The sequence below is a fragment of the Arthrobacter sp. Y3221157 genome (assembly GCF_059089865.1).
The window spans coordinates 1-22,403 of the sequence record NZ_JBNHFD010000042.1 but is presented as its reverse complement, the minus strand read 5'-3'; the positions used below and the strand labels follow the sequence as shown (position 1 = coordinate 22,403).

Annotated in this window: 20 protein-coding genes and 2 riboswitches; of the genes, 12 read left to right on the top strand and 8 right to left on the bottom strand. The window is 66.9% G+C overall.

The genetic code is table 11. The annotated features are described in order from the left end of the window. Positions 1-40 precede the first annotated feature (40 nt). Entirely contained in the window at positions 41-820 is a 780-nt protein-coding gene (locus AC5RTT_RS12135) for a CPBP family intramembrane glutamic endopeptidase (RefSeq protein WP_494145395.1), read from the top strand. Positions 821-849: 29 nt separating this feature from the next. On the opposite strand, the gene AC5RTT_RS12130 is transcribed toward AC5RTT_RS12135, so the two are convergent. Both AC5RTT_RS12130 and AC5RTT_RS12125 read right to left on the bottom strand, forming a co-directional pair. After that, a complete protein-coding gene (locus tag AC5RTT_RS12130) occupies positions 850-2,757 on the bottom strand; it encodes an HNH endonuclease signature motif containing protein (protein WP_494145394.1) in 1,908 nt (635 codons plus the stop codon). A gap of 178 nt (positions 2,758-2,935) precedes the next feature. Next, the gene (locus tag AC5RTT_RS12125; RefSeq protein WP_009359382.1) at positions 2,936-3,574 is read right to left on the bottom strand and encodes a VOC family protein; all 639 of its coding nucleotides are present in this window, start codon (positions 3,572-3,574) and stop codon (positions 2,936-2,938) included. A 161-nt stretch (positions 3,575-3,735) separates the two neighbouring features. Beyond that, positions 3,736-3,852, top strand: a riboswitch (SAM riboswitch). 42 nt (positions 3,853-3,894) lie between these two features. Here AC5RTT_RS12125 and AC5RTT_RS12120 point away from each other — a divergent pair. The 4 genes from AC5RTT_RS12120 to AC5RTT_RS12105 all read left to right on the top strand — a co-directional run bounded on the left by AC5RTT_RS12120 (position 3,895) and on the right by AC5RTT_RS12105 (position 9,384). Beyond that, positions 3,895-5,220 (top strand): bifunctional o-acetylhomoserine/o-acetylserine sulfhydrylase, encoded by a 1,326-nt coding sequence (locus AC5RTT_RS12120; protein WP_494145393.1) that lies wholly within the window; start codon positions 3,895-3,897, stop codon positions 5,218-5,220. A 120-nt stretch (positions 5,221-5,340) separates the two neighbouring features. Further along, positions 5,341-5,457: riboswitch (SAM riboswitch) on the top strand. Between the two features lie 12 nt (positions 5,458-5,469). After that, positions 5,470-6,585, top strand: coding sequence for a homoserine O-acetyltransferase MetX (metX, locus tag AC5RTT_RS12115; RefSeq protein WP_494145392.1), 1,116 nt, complete (start codon positions 5,470-5,472; stop codon positions 6,583-6,585). 199 nt (positions 6,586-6,784) lie between these two features. Next, positions 6,785-8,167 carry an MFS transporter gene (locus AC5RTT_RS12110; RefSeq protein WP_494145391.1) on the top strand — a complete coding sequence of 461 codons (1,383 nt, stop codon included), beginning with the start codon at positions 6,785-6,787 and terminating at the stop codon, positions 8,165-8,167. Between the two features lie 98 nt (positions 8,168-8,265). Next, positions 8,266-9,384 carry a zinc-binding dehydrogenase gene (locus tag AC5RTT_RS12105; protein ID WP_494145390.1) on the top strand — a complete coding sequence of 373 codons (1,119 nt, stop codon included), beginning with the start codon at positions 8,266-8,268 and terminating at the stop codon, positions 9,382-9,384. Between the two features lie 22 nt (positions 9,385-9,406). Here AC5RTT_RS12105 and AC5RTT_RS12100 read toward each other — a convergent pair whose 3' ends face one another. Continuing rightward, positions 9,407-10,306, bottom strand: a complete 900-nt coding sequence (locus tag AC5RTT_RS12100) for a LysR family transcriptional regulator (protein ID WP_494145389.1) — start codon at positions 10,304-10,306, stop codon at positions 9,407-9,409. A 140-nt stretch (positions 10,307-10,446) separates the two neighbouring features. Here AC5RTT_RS12100 and mmsB point away from each other — a divergent pair, with 140 nt between their 5' ends. Both mmsB and AC5RTT_RS12090 read left to right on the top strand, forming a co-directional pair. After that, positions 10,447-11,349 (top strand): 3-hydroxyisobutyrate dehydrogenase, encoded by a 903-nt coding sequence (gene mmsB, locus AC5RTT_RS12095; RefSeq protein WP_494145388.1) that lies wholly within the window; start codon positions 10,447-10,449, stop codon positions 11,347-11,349. Positions 11,350-11,410: 61 nt separating this feature from the next. After that, positions 11,411-12,895, top strand: a complete 1,485-nt coding sequence (locus tag AC5RTT_RS12090; RefSeq protein WP_494145403.1) for a CoA-acylating methylmalonate-semialdehyde dehydrogenase — start codon at positions 11,411-11,413, stop codon at positions 12,893-12,895. Between the two features lie 2 nt (positions 12,896-12,897). Here AC5RTT_RS12090 and AC5RTT_RS12085 read toward each other — a convergent pair whose 3' ends face one another. Genes AC5RTT_RS12085 through AC5RTT_RS12075 form a run of 3 tightly spaced genes read right to left on the bottom strand, consistent with a single transcriptional unit; the run spans position 12,898 to position 15,574 of the window. After that, the gene (locus AC5RTT_RS12085; protein WP_494145402.1) at positions 12,898-13,455 is read right to left on the bottom strand and encodes a hypothetical protein; all 558 of its coding nucleotides are present in this window, start codon (positions 13,453-13,455) and stop codon (positions 12,898-12,900) included. Positions 13,456-13,477: 22 nt separating this feature from the next. Then, entirely contained in the window at positions 13,478-14,656 is a 1,179-nt protein-coding gene (locus AC5RTT_RS12080; protein WP_494145387.1) for a winged helix DNA-binding domain-containing protein, read from the bottom strand. Between the two features lie 48 nt (positions 14,657-14,704). Next, on the bottom strand, positions 14,705-15,574 hold the full coding sequence (locus AC5RTT_RS12075) for an SGNH/GDSL hydrolase family protein (RefSeq protein ID WP_494145386.1): 870 nt from the start codon (positions 15,572-15,574) through the stop codon (positions 14,705-14,707). A 78-nt stretch (positions 15,575-15,652) separates the two neighbouring features. Between AC5RTT_RS12075 and AC5RTT_RS12070 the strand changes: the two genes are divergently transcribed. Continuing rightward, on the top strand, positions 15,653-16,303 hold the full coding sequence (locus tag AC5RTT_RS12070; RefSeq protein ID WP_494145385.1) for an alpha/beta hydrolase: 651 nt from the start codon (positions 15,653-15,655) through the stop codon (positions 16,301-16,303). 76 nt (positions 16,304-16,379) lie between these two features. On the opposite strand, the gene AC5RTT_RS12065 is transcribed toward AC5RTT_RS12070, so the two are convergent. Beyond that, a complete protein-coding gene (locus tag AC5RTT_RS12065; RefSeq protein WP_009359372.1) occupies positions 16,380-16,610 on the bottom strand; it encodes an RNA-binding S4 domain-containing protein in 231 nt (76 codons plus the stop codon). 32 nt (positions 16,611-16,642) lie between these two features. Between AC5RTT_RS12065 and AC5RTT_RS12060 the strand changes: the two genes are divergently transcribed. From AC5RTT_RS12060 to AC5RTT_RS12050, 3 genes are all read left to right on the top strand, one after another. Further along, positions 16,643-17,638, top strand: a complete 996-nt coding sequence (locus AC5RTT_RS12060) for a DMT family transporter (protein WP_494145384.1) — start codon at positions 16,643-16,645, stop codon at positions 17,636-17,638. Positions 17,639-17,768: 130 nt separating this feature from the next. Further along, entirely contained in the window at positions 17,769-19,154 is a 1,386-nt protein-coding gene (locus AC5RTT_RS12055; RefSeq protein WP_009359370.1) for a glycine--tRNA ligase, read from the top strand. 2 nt (positions 19,155-19,156) lie between these two features. Further along, complete coding sequence (locus AC5RTT_RS12050; RefSeq protein ID WP_494145383.1) at positions 19,157-20,191, top strand: GNAT family N-acetyltransferase; 1,035 nt, start codon at positions 19,157-19,159, stop codon at positions 20,189-20,191. Positions 20,192-20,238: 47 nt separating this feature from the next. Here the strand turns inward: AC5RTT_RS12050 and AC5RTT_RS12045 are convergent, their stop codons facing one another. Then, positions 20,239-21,018 (bottom strand): alpha/beta hydrolase, encoded by a 780-nt coding sequence (locus AC5RTT_RS12045; RefSeq protein ID WP_494145382.1) that lies wholly within the window; start codon positions 21,016-21,018, stop codon positions 20,239-20,241. Positions 21,019-21,072: 54 nt separating this feature from the next. Between AC5RTT_RS12045 and AC5RTT_RS12040 the strand changes: the two genes are divergently transcribed. Then, the coding region (locus tag AC5RTT_RS12040; protein WP_494145381.1) for a YibE/F family protein at positions 21,073-22,403 on the top strand (1,331 nt) is incomplete at its 3' end.

Here is a 22,403-nt window from a genome sequence, read left to right as displayed (position 1 = left end):
CAATCAGCCACGATCCAGAAACTGCAGGCAAGATGGGTACATGCTGGTTCCCTCCCGCCGTCGTCTGAAGCTCGAAGTCTGGATTGTCCTGGGCCTATCCCTTGGCCAGTCCGCCGTGTACTCCGTGGTGCAGCTGCTGGACAAGATGACCCGGGCTCCGCTGGCCGAGGGAACTTCGACACTCAACCGCTCCCAGAGCACCCGCGAGTATTTCGACCTGACGTACCAGCTGCTGGACATCATCTTCGCCCTGGTGCCGGTGCTGCTGGTGATCTACTTCCTGACGGACCAGCGGCAGGCGGCCACGGTTGACCGCGGCAATCCTGGCTCTGCGTTCCGGAAGTTGGGCTTCGACTTCGTCCGGCCTGGCAAGGACCTGCTGCAGGGTTTGGGGCTCGCGGCCCTGATAGGGATTCCCTCCCTGGGCCTTTACGCCGCGGGCAGGGCGCTGGGCATCACTACTGCCATCATCCCCAGCGCGCTGGACGCCTACTGGTGGACCGTGCCGGTCCTGATCCTGTCCGCCCTCCGGCACGCGGTGGTGGAGGAGGTCATCGTGGTGGGGTACTTGATGAACCGTTTCGGCAAGTTCGGCTGGAGTATCCCGCTGTCCATCGCGGCGAGTTCGTTCCTCCGCGGCACCTATCACCTGTACCAGGGATTCGGTCCCTTTATTGGCAATGTGGTGATGGGCATCGTCTTTGCCTGGCTGTACACCCGGACTAAACGGGTTATGCCCCTTGTCATTGCCCACGCGCTTCTGGACATCGTGGCATTTGTCGGATTCAGCCTCTTCGGCAGGGCCGTGGGGCTGGGGTAACAGCTACGTTTGGAGCAGGGCCGGGTTGCTCAGTGCCCATAGCTCAGGGCCGGGTCGCTGAGGGCCCAATCGCTCATGGCCGGGTCGCTGACGGACAGGTCCTTTTGTGGGTCGGGTGGCAGGACGACGGGCATGGCGTAGAAGTTGTCCCACACGGGGTCGTAAGGTGCGATGTCGTCAGCGTCGATGAGGTTGTCGTCCACGGGTTCTTCACATGGTAATTCGGCGCAGGCTTGTTCGCTCCAGGGCGGTGCTGATTCCAGCCATTCCGGAGGGAGCCATCCCTCGGCAGTGGAGACAACTTCTCCAGTTTGTCCTTCTGGATGCGGCACGGTATTCAGTTCCTGAACCAGTACGTGGTTTGGCCAGATGGTTGGTTCCCGGTCGGGTTGTTCGGCAAGGTATGTGCGGCCGGTGGGTGAGGTCCAGCCGGGTGGTGTGTTCCGGGTTGCTTCGGTGGGTTCCCAGCCGGTGTTGTGTTTGAGCCGGTGGTGCTTTGGGCAGAGTTGTGCCAGGTTGCTGAGCCCGGTGGTGCCACCGTGCTCCCACGCTTGGAGGTGGTCTGCTTCGTTGTCGAGCGAATGGTTGTTACAGCCGGGGAAGGTGCATTTGCCGTCGCGGAGGCGGAGGGCCTGGCGCATGGCTCTGGTGAGCCGGTAGCTGGTGCGGCCGATTTCCAAGGGTGTTCCGTCGGCGGGGTCGACGAGGACACGGTAGAACGAGTCGGCTCCGTCGGCGACGAGTTTGCGGGCCATCGACGCCGGGATCGGGCCGTACCCGTCCAGGGTGGCTGGTTCATCGGTTAGGCCGGTCAGGGCGAACACGGGGACGGTGACCAGCACGTCGGCCCGGGGTGTCGGGACTTTCCCGACCGCGGGGCTCGTTTCGCCAGCGGTTGTTCCGTCCAGGCGGGCTCCATACTCTCCGATAACGCCGGTAAGCGTCTGATCATCGGCACTCAAGTCCGCAGCCGATTCGTCGGAGCCGACAATTGTGGCGAGCCCGAGGAATGCGTCGGGGATCTGTTCCTCGATGACAGCCTGTTCCTGCGAACCGGTGCCGGGTTGGTTGCTGTTGTCCCTGGCCGTGCTGCCTGCGGAAGGGTCTGTGGTGGGGGCGAGGAGGCGGCGGGCGAACTCGTCAGCCTTGATCTGAGTCAGGGTCCGGGTTTCGTTGGGTCCTTGCAGGCCGCGGGCGGTGGCGGTGTTTTTGTTCCAGATTGCAGTGGCGGAGTCGGCGGGGAGGTAGGCGGAGATCCAGGCCATGCCGTCCCGGTCCCGGTGGAACTCGACCCGCCGGTCGGCCACGGATTTGGCATGGCGTTTTTCGATGGAGTCGGGCTGGTGGCGTTCGCGCCAGGCACGGACCCTGGCCCGGAGCCGGGACGGTACGAGGGCGGTGGCGGGGCAGCCCCGGGCCGGGTTCGGTGCGTCCGGGTCCAGGAAGTGGTCCGCGAGGGCCACGGCGGCGGTATGGTGCAGGGCCTCTGTTTCGTCAGCGATGATCTTGGCGCCCTGCCAGGACAACGCCCCCGAAGACAGATTCCCGTAGACGGAGGGGAGGGAGCAGACCCGCCGGGCCTGGGTGATGAACGCCCCTGCGGCCCCGGAGCTGATGGTCAGGATCCCGGCGATTTCTTCCACCGTCGGGATCTCCTGAAAAGTCCGTTCCTGCACAGTGGCGTCCGGCGGAGTCGTCGCATCCTGAAGCTCGACGGCGATGGCCGCGTCCCGGGCCTTCAACGCAGCGACCTGGGCTTCCAGCCTCGCCACAACACCCAGCCGTTCCAGCCGTAGCTCATATGCGCGCTGCAAGACGTTTGTCTCTTCATCCACGGAATTTCGCAGCTGCGCGTCGTCAAGGAACAAAGCGTCGAGGGCCGCGACAGAGGCATGAATGGCCGCCATCTCCGCTGCCGTCCCCCCGACGTTTCCCACAAGAACATCATCGGTGGGGGCACTGACATTATGCGCGCCTGCTCCCCAAAGACTTGGGCCCGCGGGAAAGACGCCCGCCGGTTAAAGCAACTTCGGCCGCCATCGGGAGGTGACGCCGTTCTCACATCCTGATGGCGGCCGAAGTCGGCTCGGGCCGTAACGCCCGGTCAAAGGAAGGTCAGATGGTGACCGCTCCGTTTTGGGTTTCGAAGGTGACGGAGAGGATGCCGGGCGTACCATGCGGGGCAACCCACTCAACTGCAACATCCTCCAGCGGCTTTTCCACCGGTTCGCCCAGCCATTCGGTGACCCGGGAGGCCGAGCCTGCGATGGTCAGGCAGCTCATCTTGATGTTGCTCTCGTAGGCGTTGGACGGGTGGAGCGACGGATCGCCCTCCCACTTCAGCATGTAGGGCACCTGGGGATCGGCGATGAGGCCCAGGATTCCAATCTGCTTCCACACCAGCTCGCGGCCGTCGGGAAACTTGCGGTTGCCGTTCACGGCAGCCCGTCCCAGGCGTGCCTCGAACGGAGCAAGGTCGTCCACTTCGACGCACCAGCCCATCCAGCCGCCGCCGGCCGCGGAGCGGGCCCGGACGGCCTGTCCGAAGGGAGCCTTGTCCGACGCAGGGTGGTCCAGGACCTCCACGACCTCAAGGTATTTGTGTCCCGCGAGCGGGATGATCATATTCCGGGTACCGAACCGGGGGTGTACCCCGCCTTTCACTGCCTCAACGCCGAGGGCAGAAGAAATACGTTCGGTGGTGGCCGCGAGGCCATCGTGTTCACAGGCGTAAGAGACGTGATCCATGCGCATGCCATCATCTTGGCACTTTGTGATCGGGCTCTCAGCTAAGGATACCCTTACTGGGATTTTCCGATTTCAGCACCCTCGAAACCTGCTCCATGGTAGGAACACGGGACCATGTTCGTCACATTGCTGTTCGCCCGGCCCGCCGCATTCCTACACTGGGCTCAGGTCATGAGTGCCAGCAACAGCCCCGGCTCGCTGGCCGGCAACCCTCCATCCGCGGCGGGGTGCCCCGGGTGAGGACCTGGCCGTCCGGCAAAAAGGCCGGATGGCAAGCGCGGCCCGTGGTGCTTCCAGCATGCCGGGCCCAGTCAAAGGAGCCTTGAATGTCCAACGGATGGTCCTTCGAAACCCGCCAGATCCACGCCGGCCAGGAACCGGATGCTGCCACCGGCGCCCGTGCCCTGCCCATCTACCAGACCACCTCCTTCGTCTTTCCCAGTGCCGATAGCGCTGCCAACCGCTTCGCCCTCGCCGAGCTTGCCCCCATCTACACGCGCATCGGCAACCCCACCCAGGACGCGGTGGAGCAGCGGATCGCGAGCCTTGAGGGAGGCCTGGCCGCGCTCCTCCTCAGCTCGGGGCAGGCGGCAGAGACATTCGCCGTCCTGAACATCGCCGAGGCAGGCGACCACATCGTGGCCAGCCCCAGCCTCTACGGCGGCACCTACAACCTGTTCGCCCACACCCTGAAGAAGTTCGGCATCTCGGTGACCTTCGTGGCGGACCCGGACAACCTGGACCACTGGCGCGAGGCGGTCCAGCCCAACACCAAGCTCTTCTTTGCAGAAGTGGTGTCCAACCCGCGGCAGGACGTGCTGGACATCGAGGGCGTCTCCCGCACCGCCCACGAGGCCGGCGTGCCCCTGATCGTGGACAACACGCTGTCCACGCCATACCTGATCCGGCCGCTGGAATGGGGCGCGGACATCGTGGTCCATTCGGCCACCAAGTACCTGGGCGGCCACGGCGCCGCGATCGCCGGCGTCATCGTCGATTCAGGCAAGTTCGACTTCAGCAAGGACCCCGAACGCTTCCCCGGCTTCAACACCCCGGACCCCACCTACAACGGCCTGGTATACGGCCGCGACCTGGGCGAGGGCGGGGCGCTGGGGGCCAACCTGTCCTACATCCTCAAGGCCCGGGTCCAGCTCCTGCGCGACCTCGGTTCCGCCGTTTCGCCCTTCAACGCCTTCCTGATCTCGCAGGGCCTGGAGACCCTGAGCCTGCGCGTGGAGCGCCATGTGGCCAACGCCGGGGAGGTGGCGCGGTGGCTGGAAGCAAGGGACGACGTTGAATCCGTCGCCTACGCCGGGCTGCCTTCCAGCCCCTGGTACGAGCGCGGCCGCAAGTACGGGCCCAGGGGCACCGGCGCCATTGTCGCCTTCAACCTGGCCGGCGGTGCCGAGGCGGGCAAGCGCTTCGTGGACGCCCTGGAGCTGCACTCGCACGTGGCCAACATCGGGGACGTCCGCTCGCTGGTCATCCACCCGGCGTCGACCACCCACAGCCAGCTGTCACCGGAGCAGCAGGCGGCCGCCGGCGTCGCTCCGGGACTGGTCCGCCTGTCCGTGGGCCTGGAGCACATCGACGACATCCTCGCCGACCTTGAAGCCGGGTTCCGTGCCGCCAAGGAGGCGCAGGGCGCCTGATCGGACGGGCCGGGCAGCAGGGCCCGACGACGGGTGGCCGGCCAGGTGGGCAAAGCCGGGGAAGTCACAACCAGTCACACTCTTGGCCCGGGCCGGGTGGTGTTTCGTACACTCGAACCAGGTCATGAGTGCCAGTGACAGCCCCGGCTTGCTGGCCGGCAACCCTCCTTCCGCGGTGGGGTGCCCCGGGTGAAGACCTGGCCTGCCGGTCATTCCGCCGGTGGGCAAGCGCGTAGAAGAGGTCTTGCCATGACGGTTACCGTCACCCCTACCACCGTTCCCGAGCACGGAATTGTCCGCTACGCCTCCATCGGGGGCCTGGAACTGGAAGCCGGCGGCTACCTGCCGGACGTCACGCTCGCCTACGAAACGTGGGGCACGCTCAACGCGGACGGCAGCAATGCCATCCTCATCGAGCACGCCCTGACCGGCAGCACCCATGTCACCCGCGGCGACAGCGACGAACCCGGCTGGTGGGAACAGCTCGCCGGCCCCGGTGCCCCCGTGGACACGGACCGGTTCTTCGTGGTGTCCATCAACATCGTGGGCGGCTGCTACGGGTCCACCGGGCCGTCGTCGCCCGCCCCGGACGGGACACCCTGGGGTTCCCGCTTCCCCCTGGTGACACTGCGGGACAGCACCGTGGCCGAAGCCCGGCTGGCAGACCAGCTCGGCATCGGCAGCTGGTACGCAGTCCTAGGGGGTTCCCTGGGCGGTGCCCGCGCCTTGGAATGGGCCATTACCTACCCGGAGCGGGTGCAGCGCTGCGCCGTGATTTCCGTGGGCGCCGCCAGCACGGCAGAGCAAATCGCGTTTGCCCAGGCACAGACCCTCGCCATCCGCCAGGACCCCAACTTCAACGGCGGCGACTACTACGGCGGCCCCTTCCCCGAGGAAGGCCTGGCCTTGGCGCGGCGCATCGCGCACATCACCTACCGCTCCGCCGCCGAGCTGGAGGGCAGGTTCGGCCGGGAGCCCCAGGCCCCGGAATCACCGCTGCAGGCTGACTGCCTGTCGGGCCGCGGCCGCTACCAGGTGGAGAGCTACCTGGACCACCAGGGCAACAAGCTGGTCCAGCGCTTCGACGCCAACAGCTACATCGCCATCACCGAGGCGCTGATGAGCCACGACGTCTGCAGGGAACGCGGAACGCTGGCCGAGACGCTGGCCCGTTCCGAAGCCCGGTTCTTCATCGCTGCAGTCGACTCGGACCGGCTCTACTTCCCGTCACAGTCGCGGGAGCTGGCGCGCGCACTGCCCGGGGACGTGGACGTGCATCTGATCCAGGCGCCGATAGGGCACGACGGCTTCCTGACGGAAATCGGGCAGCTCGGGAACCAGCTCCGCGAGCACCTCCTGCCCTGAACCCCTGCCCAGCCCGGGGTTCCCGCCGGGCTGCAGTGCTGGATGTGCATTTTTGCAGACGCTTTCTGCAGTATTCGGCGTTGAGCTCAGGGCGCCACCAGACAATACTCGTGTGAACCTGCAGTTTTGTGGTGCTCACCACAAAACCGCTGTCCGATCCCCATTGTGGTGTCGACGGAGACGCCAAAGGAGTTCACTCATGAGTACGGAACACTCCGCCCCACGGCGGCTCGAGGAAACCGATGTTAAGGCCTCGGGGCTGAAGAAAGTCGTCACGGCCTCGATGGCCGGCACGGTGGTCGAATGGTACGAGTTCTTCCTCTACGCATCTGCCGCCACACTGGTGTTCGGCAAAACGTTCTTCCCCAACTCAGGCACGGAACTGGACGGCATCATCGCCGCGTTCGTCACCTACGCCGTAGGCTTCGTGGCCCGCCCCATCGGCGGCATCGTCTTTGGCCACTTCGGTGACAAGTTCGGCCGCAAGCAGCTCCTGCAGCTGAGCATCATCCTGGTGGGTGTGGCCACCTTCCTCATGGGCTGCCTGCCCACCTTCGCCCAGATCGGCTACTGGGCTCCTGCCCTCCTGGTGTTCCTGCGCTTCGTGCAGGGCTTCGCCGTCGGCGGTGAGTGGGGCGGCGCCGTGCTGCTGGTCGCAGAGCACAGCCCCAACAAGTCCCGCGGGTTCTGGTCCAGCTGGCCGCAGTCTGCTGTTCCAATGGGCAACCTGCTGGCCACGGGCGTACTGTTCACCCTGTCCTCGACCCTGTCCCAGGAAGCCTTCCTCGGCTGGGGCTGGCGCGTGGCATTCTGGCTGTCCGCCGTCATCGTCATCATCGGCTACTACATCCGCACCAAGGTCCAGGACGCTCCGATCTTCATCGAAGCCCGGAAGGAAGTCACCGCGGAAAAGAAGGGCTACGGTGTTGCCGAAGTCTTCCGCCGCTACCCCCGCGGCGTCTTCACCGCCATGGGGCTCCGGTTCGCCGAAAACATCCTCTACTACCTGGTGGTCACGTTCTCCATCACGTACCTGAAGGTGGTTGTCCAGACGGACACTTCACGGATCCTGCTCCTGCTGCTGGTGGCGCACTTCATCCACTTCTGCGCCGTCCCGCTGGTCGGCAAGCTCTCCGACGCCTTCGGGCGGCGTCCCGTCTACATGGTGGGCGCCATCCTCGGCGGAACCTGGGGCTTCTTCGCCTTCCCCATGATGGACACAGCCAATGACATGGTCATCCTGGCCGCCATCACCATCGGGCTGCTCTTCCACGCGTTGATGTACGCGGGCCAGCCGTCCATCATGGCCGAGATGTTCCCCACCCGGATGCGCTACTCCGGCGTGTCCCTGGGCTACCAGGTGACCTCGATCGTTGCCGGCTCGCTGGCGCCGATCATCGCCACCGCCCTGCTGGGCAACTTCAATTCATCCCTTCCGGTGGCGTTCTACCTCCTGGCCGCCTGCATCGTGACGGCGGTGTCCGTGCTCTTCCTCAAGGAGACCAGGGGCATCTCACTGCATGACGTGGACGCCGCGGATGCCAAGGGCACTGCAGACCTCCTGGCCGCCAGCAAGAAGTAGCACGCAGCCAGGCACCACAGGCAAGGCAGCTGCCCGGGCCCGGATTCCGGGTCCGGGCAGCCGCATGACCACCACCCCAACCACACCAAGGAACCCTCATGCGAGCCGCTGTCCTTTACAACACCGTTCCCGCGGGAACCAGCTACTCCGACGCACGCCCCCTGACGGTGGAGGAGCTGGAACGGCCCGAACCACGGGCAGGCGAGCTGGGAATTTCCATCACGTATTCGAGTCTGTGCCACTCCGACCTCTCCGTGGTGGACGGTTCGCGCGTCCGGCCCCTGCCGATGGCGCTGGGGCATGAGGCGGTGGGCAGGGTGGTCTCGGTGGGCAGCGGAGTCACCGGTGTCTTCGAGGGCGACCACGTGGTGCTGGTCTTCGTTCCAAGCTGCGGGGACTGCCGGGCCTGCCGGGCAGGCCGGCCCGCCCTGTGTCATCGTGCCGCCGAAGCCAACGGGTCCGGCGATCTCCTGCACGGTGAGGCCGTGCTGCGGACCCGGTCAGGGGAGCGCATCAACCACCACCTTGGCGTGTCGGCCTTCGCAGACTATGCGGTGGTTGCGCGCGAATCGGTAGTGGTGGTCGACGACGACGTCCCGGACACCGTTGCCGCGATGTTCGGCTGCGCGGTGCTGACGGGCATGGGCGCGGTCTTCAATACCGCAAAGGTCGACGGCGGGGAGTCGGTTGCCGTGTTTGGCCTCGGCGCCGTTGGCCTGTCGGCAGTCATGGCAGCCCGCATCGCCGGTGCGGGCTCGATCGTCGCCATTGATCCGAACAGGGACAAGCACCAGCTGGCCCTGGACTGCGGTGCCAGCGCTGCCGGTACCCCAGAGGACGCTGCAAGGCTGATCGCAGATGCCGCCGGTGACGGCGTGGATGTTGCCGTGGAGGCAGTGGGCTCCGCCCGTGTCATCGCCTCCTGCCTTGAGCTGGTGACCAGGGGCGGCGCCGTGGTTTCGGTGGGCCTGCCGCATCCGTCCGCGGAACTGGCCGTCCCGGCGCTCCAGTTTGCGGGTGCGGGCAAGCGGCTGCTCGGCTCGTACATGGGCGACGCCGTCCCCGGCCGGGACATCCCGCGCTATCTCGGCTACTGGCGGGACGGCCGGCTGCCGGTGGAACTGCTGCATTCGGACACGCGCCCGCTCGCCGAGATCAATGAGGGCCTGGACGCCCTGGCAGCCGGGAAGGTGGTCCGCCGGCTGTTCCGCCCCTGAATGCCCGCCGTCCTCGGCAGGCTCAGGCGGCCAGCAGGTCCTGCCGGGCCGCCACTTCTTCCTTGAGCGCGGCTATGACCGCCTGGACGCGCCCCGACCGCATCGACTCCGGCCGCGCCACGGCCCAGATGGGAAGCTGGCGCTCGAAATCGTGCGGAAGGACGGGGACGAAACCGGGGTCGCGGGCCACCATGAAGTTGGGAAGCAGCCCGATGCCCGCGCCCCTGCGTACAGCCTCCACCTGGGCGAAGATGCTCGTGGCCTGGAAGCTGGATTTCGGCGTGGGCAGCTGCGAGGACCGGTGGCCGAGTTCCGCCACCTGGAGGGCGGATTCGACGTAGGACACGAAGCCGTGCTGCCCCACGCCGTCGGGCGTTTCCGGCAGTCCGCGCTGGGCTGCGTAGGCGGCGCTGGCGTAAAGCCGGAGGTAGTAGTTGGTAAGGAAAATCGTCTGGGCATTGTTGATGTCGGTTCCGCCCACCACCACTTCCAGGTCAACTCCGGACCGGTTGCGGCTGACCTTGCGGGTTGCGCTGAGCATCTCGATATTCAGCAGGGGATGGCGCTGCTGGAGGAGTACCAGCGCCGGAGCCACGAATTCGGCGCCGAAACCGTCCGACGTGCTGATCCGGACCATGCCGGACAGGGCATCGCGTTCCTGGCCGATGGTGCCCGCAAGCGAGCCCAGCGTTTCCTCGATGGCCTCGGCGGCAGCCACTGCGGAGGCGCCAAGCTCGGTCAGTTCCCAGCCGTGCGGGCTGCGTTCCAGCGTCCTGCCGCCCAGCTGCCGGTCCAGTGCCAGGATGCGGCGGGAAATGGTGGTGTGCGTGGTTCCCAGGCTCTCGGCGACGGCGTTGAACCGTCCCAGCCGTGCCACGGTCAGGAGAATCAGCAGGTCGTCTGGGCTGGGAAGCCGGGCCACTGGTGCAACCTTCCGTCAATGTGCATGAGTGCACATGCTGTCTGTGATTTTTCCCCTTGATCGCACTCTAACAGCATGTGACCGTTATCACTGGACGGTCCGGCCGTGGCGGCCGGCCACAGAGCAAAGGAGCCCGGGCGATGGCAGTAATCGGATGGATTGGACTGGGGAACATGGGCGGGTCCATGTCCGTGAACCTGGCCAAGGCCGGACATGAGGTGCGCGCCTTCGACCTCAACCCGGCAGCCCTTGCCGCCGCGGAGGCCGGCGGGGTCAAGCCCGCCGGCAGCATTGCCGAAGCAGTGGAGGGAGCCGACGCCGTCTTCACCATGCTCCCCAAGGGCGAGCATGCCAGGGCCGTGTACCTGGGCCCGGAAGGAGTGCTGGCCTCCGCAGATACCAGCACCCTGCTGGTTGATTCCTCCACCATAGACATCGCCTCCGCTCAGGAACTGCACGACGCCGCTGCTGCCGCCGGCTTCCGCTTCGTTGACGCGCCGGTTTCGGGCGGCATGAGCGGGGCGAAGGCCGGGACGCTGACCTTCATGGTGGGCGGGGAGCCGGGAGCGGTGGCGGACGCCACGGAGTACATCCGTCCGATGGCCGCCAACATCATTCCCACCGGCGGCGCCACCACGGGCCAGGCAGCCAAGATCTGCAACAACCTCATGCTGTTCATCAACCTCGCCTCAACGGCTGAGGGTGCCGTGCTGGCAGACCGGCTTGGCCTCGACAAGCAGGTCTTTTGGGACATCGCCTCGGTCTCGTCGGGTGACAGCTGGGCGCTGCGAACCTGGTACCCGGTCCCGGGCGTGGTGGAGACCGCCGCTTCGAACAACGGATTTGCGCCCACGTTCACTACGGAACTGGCCAACAAGGACATTGGGCTGGCCATCAGTGCTGCCGAGGACACCGGCACCCCGCTGGAGATCGGCAGGCACGTGCAACAGCTGTTCCAGCGCCTGGTCGACGCGGGGGAAGCCGGCAAGGACTGCTCCATGATCATCAAGCTGGTAGACGGCTCGCTCCGCACCGCTGACTAACACCCGCACGCAGACCATTCCGAAAGAGGCATCCATGCAGACCATTCCGAAAGAGGCATCCATGCAGACCATTCCCCACATCATCAATGGACAGCGGGTCACCGAGGCAGAACGCTTTGGCCCCGTCTTCAACCCTGCCACCGGCGAACAGGAAAAACAGGTGGTGCTCGCGTCCGGCACCCGGGTGGAGGAAGCCATTGCGGCAGCAAAGGCGGCACTCCCGGGCTGGCGGGCTACGAGCCTCGCCAGGCGCAGCGGAATCTTCTTCAAAGTCCGCGACATCCTGACCCGGCGCAAGCCGGAGCTGGCGGCAATCCTTACCAGCGAACACGGCAAGGTGCTCTCCGACGCTGAAGGCGAAATCTCCCGCGGCCTGGAGAACATCGAGTTCGCCACCGGGCTGAGCCACATGCTCAAGGGCGAGCACTCCGAGCAGGTCTCGGGCGGCGTGGACGTCCACTCCGTCCGCCAGCCCGTGGGCGTGGTTGCCTGCATCACCCCGTTCAATTTCCCCGCGATGGTTCCACTGTGGATGATCGGCAGTGCACTCGCATGCGGCAACACGGTCCTGCTCAAACCGAGCGAGAAGGACCCCTCATCTGCCGTTTTCATCGCGGAGGTCTTCGCGGAGGCAGGCTTGCCTCCGGGGGTGCTGAACGTGGTCCAGGGCGACAAGGAAGCGGTGGACGTGTTGCTGGAGCACCGGGATGTCAAAGCCGTCAGCTTCGTAGGTTCCACGCCCATTGCCCAGTCCATCTACAAGCGCGCCGCGGATCACGGCAAGCGTGTCCAGGCGCTGGGCGGAGCCAAGAACCACATGGTGGTCCTGCCCGACGCCGACCTGGACATGGCGGCTGATGCTGCGGTGTCCGCCGCCTATGGCTCGGCCGGCGAAAGGTGCATGGCTGTGAGCGTCCTGGTGGCGGTGGGCAACATCGCCGATGACCTCGTGGCAGCCATCAAACGCCGGATGGCGGACCTGAAGATCGGCCCCGGGACGGATCCGTCCTCCCAGATGGGGCCGCTGATCACGGCCGAACACCGCGACCGGGTGGCGTCCTATGTGGCCGGAGCGGAAAGCGAAGGCGCCAGCGTGGTGGTGGACGGGCGGGAGCAGCAATTCGCCTCGGACGGCTTCTTCCTCGGCGTCAGCCTCATAGACCACGTCAAGCCGGGCATGAAGGTCTACGACGACGAGATCTTCGGCCCCGTCCTGTCCGTGGTCCGGGCGGAGAGTTACAGCGACGCCGTGCGGCTGGTCAATGAGAACGAGTTCGGCAACGGTGCCGCCATCTTCACACGCGACGGCGGTGCGGCGCGGCAGTTCGAGTTCGACGTTGAGGCGGGAATGGTAGGCGTCAACGTGCCAATCCCCGTACCCGTGGGCACCTTCTCGTTCGGCGGCTGGAAAAACTCCCTGTTCGGAGACACCCACATGTACGGTCCGGACAGCATCCGCTTCTACACCCGCGGAAAGGTGGTGACCACCAGGTGGCCCGACCCGGCCACCTCGGTGATCGATCTCGGATTCCCGCAGGTGGACTGACCCTAGCCGTTCATGATCTCGCCGCGGCGGGCCATGTACTCCTCCATGGACAGTTCGCCGTTGCTGTACTGCTGGTCCAGTTCCGCCAGCTTGCGGGCCCGGAATCCCTGCGGTGCCGACGGCGGCGGGGGAGTGGCGGGCGCGGAAGGCTGTTCAGGGGCGGGGTGCCCGGCAGGCTGCTGCCCGCCCTGCTGCTGGATGCCCGGCTGCTGGAACGGCGGTTCCTGCGGGGCCCAGTTGCCGTTGCCCATGGGCGGCACCGGCGGCTGGCCGTACTGGTTGGGCAGCGGGTGAGGGTTATCCAGGGGTTGCGGGTTGTCGAGGGGCTGCGGCCGGTCCAACTGGCGGAACCCGCCCGCAAAGTAGTCCTGCTGGGTATAGCCGTCACGGGGCTGCTTGCTCTGCGGACCGGCGGAACCGGGAAACTGTCCTGAACCCGGGAACTGTTCGGGGTAGCGGCCGGGGAAGCTTTGGTCGTAGTTCCGGCGGGCCATCGATTTCCGGTACATCCGTATGGCCACCGGGATCAGGAGTGACAGGATGATGATCCAGAAAAACATGTTGCTCACGGTGCTGCGCCTCTCATGTGTGTCCTTCAAGTTTAGTCCCGGACGGTACCCGGATGGCCGGGAGTCCGATGAAGGCGGCATACCGGTCCACGGCTTCCTGGACTGCGGCGGCCAACGGCGATCCCGGGGTGGCGCTGGCAGGATCATGCAGGCGGATATCCAGTTCGCAGCGGTCCGGAAGCAGCCTGTGCCGCCACGAGCCTGCCAGCCGGCCGTCCAGCAGCACCACGTGGATGGGCTCGCCGGCCAAGGGAAAGGCAGGGGCGCCGCCGCCCATATAGTGCCGGGTGGCGAAGTAGCCCATGATGTATTCGTCGTAGCACTGGACCAGGTCGATCCACGGTGCCGGAGCCGGTGTACCGCCGGCCTGAGTCCCTGGATCCGCACCGGCGGCCGCGAAATAGTGCTCGACGCCGTCAACCACCGTGGCGGCCAGCGCTTCGGGCCGTGCCTCCCTGGCCAACCGCACCCCCATCCGGACGTCCGTCACAGTCAGCCCCGACCACCCGGCGCAGTCCTTGGCCGTGGCAGGGCCGCGGCTGGTGAAATAGCGGCAAACGAGTTCAGCCAGGGCTTCCTCCCGGCCCGGTCCCGGCTGCGGACCGGGCGGAACCCGTTCGCCGAAGAGCGCATAGGTCTGTTTGAGCGCCCCGCCGCGGCTGCGGACAGGCGTGCCGCTGGCCAAAACGCCACTGACCTCGGCGTGCATGATGATGTAGGCAAGCCGCAGCCCATTGGCCTCGAAGCCGGCCGCCTGCAGCTTTCCGGCGAGTTGCTCCCGGGTCAGGTGGTTGCCGCCGGCGACAGCGCCGGCCAGCACCTCACCTGTCCGCCTGGCCGTCGCGGCGTCGATCCCGGTGCGCTGGTACGTCGATGCATTGAGTTGGTGGAGCCGCGGGGCGGAAAGGGCCGAAAGCCAGCGCAGGTCCTCGCGATGGACGAAATGCCAAGTGGGCCGAAGGATGTGGGTACGCAGGACTGTCCCGTCGGCCACGGCCTGCTCAATGTCCGCAGCCGCTACAGGGGAGCGTTCGGTGGAAGCTACACGCTGGGCCAGGCTCCAGCGGGCATAGGGGAACTCCTGTGCTTGCACCGCCAGGAGCCGCCGGAGTGCGGCCTCGGGGGACCCCGCGCGAGGCTCGCGAAGCATCTGGGCCTGCAGCCTCAGCCGCACCACCGCATCAGGTTCCATGCCCACCGCCTGGACTGGCCGCCGTAGGGGTTGATCTGCCGCGGTCAACTACCGCCGGACTGCCCCGGTGTTTCCCAGCGGTCCCTCGCCGGAGCCCAGGGGGACGCCGGGGCCGAAGACAGGGCCCGGCGTCGGACGCTTGGCGGTGATGCCGTCACCGGAGGACTGCTGCCGCAGGCGGCGCAGCACCCAGGGCACGAAGTATTCGCGGGCCCACACCAGGTCGCCGGACCGCGCCTCCCGCCACGACCGGGGCGGAAGCGGCTTGGGCTGGAGCGGTTCCAGGGCGTGCTCCACGTTCAGCGCGTCCAGCACCATCGCCGCGATGGTGTGGTGACCGAGCGGCGAAAAGTGCAGCCGGTCCTGGTCCCACATCTGGGGGTCGCTGAGCTGCCGGAGGGACCACATGTCCGCGATGATGGCGTCGTGCCGGGCCGCGACGGTGCGCAGGTTTTCGTTGTAGATGGCCACCTTGCTCCGGATCCGGCCCAGGACGGAGGAGCCGGTATCGGGGCCGTTAAAGAGGACAACGGTGGCGCCGCCCATGGCCAGGATCTGGACCACGGAATCGAGCTTCTCGGCCAGGGCGTCGGGATCGCCGCCGGGCCTGATCAGATCGTTGCCGCCGGCGGACAGGGTGACGAGGTCCGGCTTCAGCGCCAGGCAGGGGGCCAGTTGCTGATCCACGATCTGCTGCAGCAGCCTGCCGCGGACGGCCAGGTTGGCGTAGGCAAAGTCCGGCTGGCTTCGTCCCAGTTCCTCCGCTACGCGGTCGGCCCAGCCGCGGTAGCCGCCGGGGCTGGAGGGTTCGGGGTCGCCGATGCCCTCGGTAAAGGAATCACCCATGGCCACATAGCGGCTCCAGGGGTGGGATCCGGCGTGTGCGGGCGGCGTCTGGATGGCACTTGCGTCGGTCACGGTCCCTATCCTGCCTTCCGGCTTGCTGGCTACGCGAACGTAGGTTGCTGCGTCCGGGTACCTGTAAGAATGGAAACCATGACTGAAGCCGAAGTATTTCCTGCCCCTGTTGTCCTGTGGTCCCACCCGGAGGACCAGCGTGACGGGAAGCCGCTGCTGGTGCTGCTGCATGGTTACGGCGCCAACGAGCAGGACCTGCTGAGCCTCGCGGACTTGCTGCCGGGGGACTTCGCCGTCGCCTCCGTGCGGGCACCCATCGCCATGGGTCCCGGCTTCACCTGGTTCCCGCTCACCGCGTCCATCGACTACTCCCTGGAGCGGGTCAAGGCGGCCTCGGCCTACGTCCTGGAGTGGATTGACGCCATCCGGGTGGGGCACCCGTCGGTTACCCTTCTTGGCTTCTCGATGGGCATGGCCATGGCCACCACCCTGCTGCGGCAGCGGCCCACGGACTTCGCAGCCGTCGTCGGCCTGTCAGGTTTCGTGGTGGACGCGGACGGCGACCCCACCTTCCGGGACGATGAACTGGACGGCACCATCCCCATGTTCTGGGGCCGCGACCAGCAGGACCCGGTGATCGCCCCGGACAAGATCGACTTCACCATGGCCTGGGTCCGCAAGCACGTCAAGCTCACCAAGGTGCTTTATACCGGGATGTGGCACGGCATCAACCAGCAGGAGATCGGACACGTCGGCGAGTTCCTCACCCACGAGGTCCTGAAGAAGTAAGGAGTACGACGGCGGGCGGCGGCTTGCGGAGGATGCCCCGCCCAGCGCCTGTACAACATGCCGCCGTCCCGGGGCCTCACGCCTCCGGAGCGACGACCCTCACGGTCTGGTTGTTCACCGTGACGGTGTCGCCGTTGCGCAGCTGCCTGCCGCGCCGGTCGTCGATCTCGCCGTTGACTTTGACCAGCCCGTTTTTGATCAGCTCGGTGGCCTCCACGCCGTCCTCCACGAGGTTGGCGAGCTTCAGCAGCTGGCCCAGGCGGATCATGCTGTCGCGGATGGGGACGTCCTCAACGGGGTTGCTCATACAGCAATAATGCCTGACGTAAGGTGGATTCAATGACCTCCACCTCCCGCCTGCCTGTCCTTGCAGGCCTTCCGCTGGCGGTGGGCGCCGGCCTCGCCATCCCGGTCCAGGGCCGGATTAACGGAGCACTCGGAGCCCGCCTCGGTGATGGCATCGCCGCCGCCGTGGTGAGTTTCAGCACAGGCCTGCTTGTCATGATCCTCATCTCATTGCTCCTGCCGCGCGGCCGCGCCGGGCTGGCACGGATCCTTCCCGCCGTCCGGGCCAGGGCGTTTCCCCGCGTCTACGTCCTGGCAGGGGGCATCGGCGCGCTGTTTGTCTTTGCCCAGTCCTTCACGGTGGGCGTCCTGGGCGTCGCACTGTTCACGGTGGCCACCGTCACCGGGCAGACTGTGAGCGGCCTCCTGGTGGACCGGCTGGGCCTCGGCCCGGCCGGAAAGAAGCCGGTCACCGGCATCCGGATCATTGGCTGCGTGTTGACCATCGCCGCCGTCGCCTGGGCTGTGTCGCCGCGCTTCACCGGCACCGGTGCAGCCGGCGACGGCGGCCCTGCCGGTCTGCTCCTTCCCCTCCTGCTTCCCGTCGCGGCAGGGTTCCTGATGAGCTTCCAGCAGGCCATGAACGGGACCGCCACCATGCATTACGGAACACCCATCGCCGCCACGCTGGTCAACTTCGTGGCGGGCAGCCTGGTGCTGTGGGTGGCGCTCGCCGTCAAGCTGCTGGTGGCAGGCCCGGGTAATCCGCTGCCGGGGGAGTGGTGGTACTACCTGGGCGGGCCCATGGGCTGTGTCTTCATCGGGCTGGGCGCGCTCCTGGTCAGGAGCCTGGGGGTTCTGGTGACCGGCCTCGGCATGATCGCCGGCCAGCTGCTCGGTTCCCTGGCCCTGGACGTGGTGCTGCCTGCCGCCGGCACTGTGGTGGCGCCGGCCACCGTCCTGGGCACCGTGCTGACCCTGGGCGCCATCATCCTCGCCACCCTGCCGTGGCCGCGGGGCGCGCTCCGCAGGCGCCGGCCGGTAGGCTAGGACACGCAGCTTTTTCGCACCCCTTCATCCGCCCCGCCCGGCCGCCGGAAGTGCCATACCTCTGGTGCTGCCCGGGGCCTGAATAACGCGGACCGCACCCAGCGGCCCTGTAGAAATTGGAGTTACCCCCATGGCAGCAAAATCCGTTCTCGACCAGGTCATCTCCCTCTCCAAGCGGAGGGGCTTCGTGTTCCAGGCCGGTGAGATCTACGGAGGTTCGCGTTCTGCCTGGGACTACGGGCCCCTCGGCGCCGAGTTGAAGGAAAACATCAAGCGCCAGTGGTGGCAGTCCGTGGTTCGCGGGCGCGAGGACGTGGTGGGCCTGGACTCCTCCGTCATCCTGCCCCGCCAGGTATGGGAAGCGTCCGGCCACGTGGAGGTCTTCTCCGACCCCCTGGTGGAATGCCTGTCCTGCCACAAGCGCTACCGTGCGGACCACCTCGAGGAAGAGTACGAGGAAAAGAAGGGCCGGCCGGCCGAAAACGGCCTCAAGGACATCGCCTGCGCCAACTGCGGCACCCGCGGCGAATGGACCGAACCCCAGGAGTTCTCCGGCCTGCTCAAGACCTTCCTGGGCCCCGTGGCCAGCGAGGAAGGCCTGCACTACCTCCGCCCGGAAACTGCCCAGGGCATCTTCGTGAACTTCAACAACGTGCTCACCACGTCCCGCAAGAAGCCGCCGTTCGGCATCGGCCAGATCGGCAAGTCCTTCCGCAACGAGATCACCCCCGGCAACTTCATCTTCCGCACCCGCGAGTTCGAGCAGATGGAAATGGAATTCTTCGTGGAGCCCGGCACGGACGAGGAATGGCACCAGTACTGGATGAAGGAGCGCATGGCCTGGTATACCGGCCTGGGCATCCGCGAAGAGAACCTCCGCTTCTTTGAGCACCCCCAGGAGAAGCTCAGCCACTACTCCAAGGGCACCACGGACATCGAGTACCGCTTTGGCTTCCAGGGTTCCGAGTGGGGCGAGCTGGAAGGCATTGCCAACCGCACCGATTTCGACCTCTCCACCCACGCCAAGGCCTCCGGCACGGACCTGAGCTACTTCAACCAGGCCACCAACGAGCGGTACACCCCGTACGTGATCGAGCCCGCCGCCGGCCTCACCCGGTCCTTCATGGCCTTCCTGATCGACGCCTACACCGAGGACGAGGCCCCCAACGCCAAGGGCGGGGTGGACGTCCGCACCGTCCTGAAGCTCGACCCGCGCCTGGCTCCGGTCAAGGCCGCCGTGCTGCCGCTGAGCCGTAACGAGGACCTGTCCCCGAAGGCCAAGGACCTCGGTGCCCAGCTGCGCAAGAACTGGAACATCGACTTCGACGACGCCGGCGCCATCGGCCGCCGCTACCGCCGCCAGGACGAGATCGGCACCCCGTTCTGCATCACGGTGGACTTCGACACCCTCGAGGACCAGGCAGTGACCATCCGCGAACGGGACACCATGAGCCAGGAACGCGTCTCCCTGGACAAGGTGGAGGGCTACCTGGCCGCACGCCTGATCGGGGCCTAGCCATGGCCATCGAATACCGCGAATGGCGTGAGGGCGACGACCTGGCGCTCCTGGAGATCTGGGGCGGCCCGGAGACTGCCCAGGCCCGCCAGTTCCGCGGCGCCCTGGCGGTCTCCTCCAACGGGGGCGGCGGCACCCCGTGGCGCCGCTGCATCGTGGCCGAGGACGTTCTGGACGGCGTCGGCATTCCCGTGGCGGCCGGAGTCGTCTACGAAGCCTCGCTGCACCCCGAGCGGCTGTGGACCTACATCGAGGTGGCGCGGGACCACCGGCGCTCCGGTATCGGTGCCAGCCTGCTGGCCATGCTGCGGCGGGAAGCCGAACACGCGCCGTCGGGCGTGACGAAGCTGCGCGCCAAGGTGGAGCCCGGCACCGCCGGCGCCGCCTTCGCGGAGGCCGCCGGGCTGTCGCCCATCCAGCGGTCCCGGCTGGTCATCGTGGAGCCGGGCGCCCTCCGGCTTCCCGTCTTTCCGGAGAAGGACTACGGCGGGCGGCCGGTCAGCGGCGAAAACGCCGGCTCGGACGTGGTGATGGACCTGGCCACCGGATCCGTGGAACTGACGGACGTCGTGGGCAGGTACTACACGTCCATCCACGGCTGGGACTCGCCCGGCGTGCTGTCCGTGGGGCAGGTGCAGAAACTGTTCCTGGACGAGCTCACCGGCGCCCACGGCGCCATCGTGCTGCGGGCACAGCCGGAGTCGGCTTTCGGTGCGGGCGTGGCGCCCGGTAAGAAGGGCCGGATCCGGGCCTTCGCCGTGAGCTATGCGGCGCCCGCCACGCCCGAACCCGGCCAGGAGTCCGAGCCGGCACCAGCCGATGCTCCCACCGACGTATTCGTGGGCCATGAGCCGGCCCTTGATGCCGGTGACGCCGCCGAGGCGGTGCGCGACATCCTTGCGCTGATCGCGTACCAGCACCCGGTCATGCTGGAACTGGACGACTCCATGACGGCCCTGCGGGCCGCCGTCGAACCCCTCCTGGAGAGTGGGAAGGCGCGCCTCGCAGCGGCCGAAACCCTCGTTGTGTCGGACTGACGGCGTGGCACCGGGCGCCCGTCAGGCTGCTGGTTCCGGGACAGGGTTCACAGGGTGACCTGTACCGACGATTCCGGCAGCAGTTGGGTGAAGGCGCGGGACGGCCGGACATCGGCGCCGGTGCCCTCACTGAAGGACTTGATGACGAAACCGGTGGCAAGGGTCTGCCAGAGGCGGACTTTCCGGAGCATGAAATGCCCTGCTCCCTGCAGTGCCACGTACTGCATGCTGGCCGCTTCCGCGGAGGCCCGCCGCGCAAACGCCAGCGATTGGGAAGGACTGGTCCAGCGGTCGTTGGTGCCGTGCACAATCAGGACCTTCCTGCCGGCCACGTTGGACACCGGAGTCTGCGGGGTGAGCCAGGGCGCCAGGGCCACCACGGCCTCCACCTGCGGATGGTCCGCCGCGCATACAGCCGTCAGTCCGCCCATCGAATGGCCCAGAAGGAAGATGGGCACGCCAGGATGCTGCTCCTCGATCTGCCGCAGCGCCCAGCGGGCGTCCTGCAGCGGAGCCATGTCCGGCCCGTTCCAGCCGCGGACGCTGTTCCGCAGCGACCACACGGCCAGGCCGTGTTTCCGTCCCGCCCGGTGCAGGTGCCAGGCGAACGGCACCATCCTCGCCGGACTCAGGTGCCGCGCTTCCACCGGTTCCCGGCTGTGGGATTTTCCGCCGTGCAGCACCAGGGCAACGCCCCGGGTGGGTCCGGATGCTTCCAGGACAGCCAGCACGGCCTGGTGGACGGGCTCGGGAACGCTTCCGGACGTCTGCCCGCTGGTGTCATCGGTGCTTCGGTTGGCCACTCCTGGTACCTCCCACTGATCCATTTATCAACCCTACGGTGCCGGACGTAGAGTTCAACGTATGAGGTTTCACTGCTGATGGGCGCCGGCCACTCCCACGCTTCTCCAGGTCATTCGGAGCCGACGCCGGAGGCGATGGCTGCCCGGCGGAAAGCCAACCGGATCCTGGCGGCGGTGTTGATTCCCATCACCCTGCTGACCCTTGCGGGCATGGCGATGCTCTGGCCGTCGGGAAGCAAGGAAGGCATCTCGCTGGCCAATCCGTACTCGGCAGCGCCCGGCGTGACGTTCGACACCGGCACCATCCAGAGCGTGGTGACGGAGAACTGCATGCAGGGGGCGGCCCAGCAGGGCCAACAACAGCAAGGCCAGGCGCAGCAGAATCCGGGGCAGCAGGGCTCGGACTGCACCTTCGCCTTCACTGAGCCGGACAAGGGCGGAAGTCCGGTCAAGGTGGTCATTAATCCGGATATCGCCAAGTCGCACGGGGTCAAGGCGGGGGACCAGATCCGCTATCTGAATCTGTCCAACGCCCAAGGCGCGGCGTCCTCGCAGGGCGCCCCCGCGTACATTTTCGTGGACTTCGTCCGCACCCTGCCCATTGTCCTGCTGGCCCTGCTGTACTCGGTGGTGGTCATCGCCGTCGCCCGCTGGCGGGGCCTGCGGGCCCTGGTCGGGCTGGTGGGCGCGTACTTCGTGCTGGCCAGCTTCATGCTTCCGGGCCTGGTGGAAGGCAAGCCCCCGCTGTTGCTGGCGCTGGTGGGGTCCACGGTGATCATGATCGGGGTCCTCTACTTCGCCCACGGATTCTCGGCCCGGACGTCCACCGCCTTGCTGGGGACCATCTTCGGGCTGGGCATCACGGCGCTGCTGGCGGCCTGGGCTACGAATGCGGCCAACCTGGCCGGGGTGGGCAACCACGACGCCACCACCCTGGTGAACACGTCGTCCAACATCTCCATCACCGGAGTGATCCTGTGCGGGCTCATCATCTCCGGCCTGGGCGTGCTCAACGACGTGACCATCACCCAGTCATCCGCCGTGTGGGAGCTCTATGAACTGGCGCCCGGCAGCAGCGCACGCAAGCTGTTCACCTCCGCCATGCGGATCGGCCGCGACCACATCGCTTCCACGGTGTACACCATCGCGTTCGCCTACGCGGGGGCGGCGCTGCCCATCCTCATCATCGTGATGCTGTACGACCGGCCGCTGGGGGAGACGCTCACCAGCGCCGAACTTTCCGAGGAAGTGATCCGCACCCTGGTTGGTTCCATCGGCCTTGTCCTGGCCATCCCGGTCACCACGCTGATCGCCGTCCTGGTGGTCAAGGCGACCGGCGTCCGGCCAGCCGCGCCCGCCGTCGGAATAACCGGACCCGCGGTGCCGGGACCGGGGGCAGCCGACGCCGG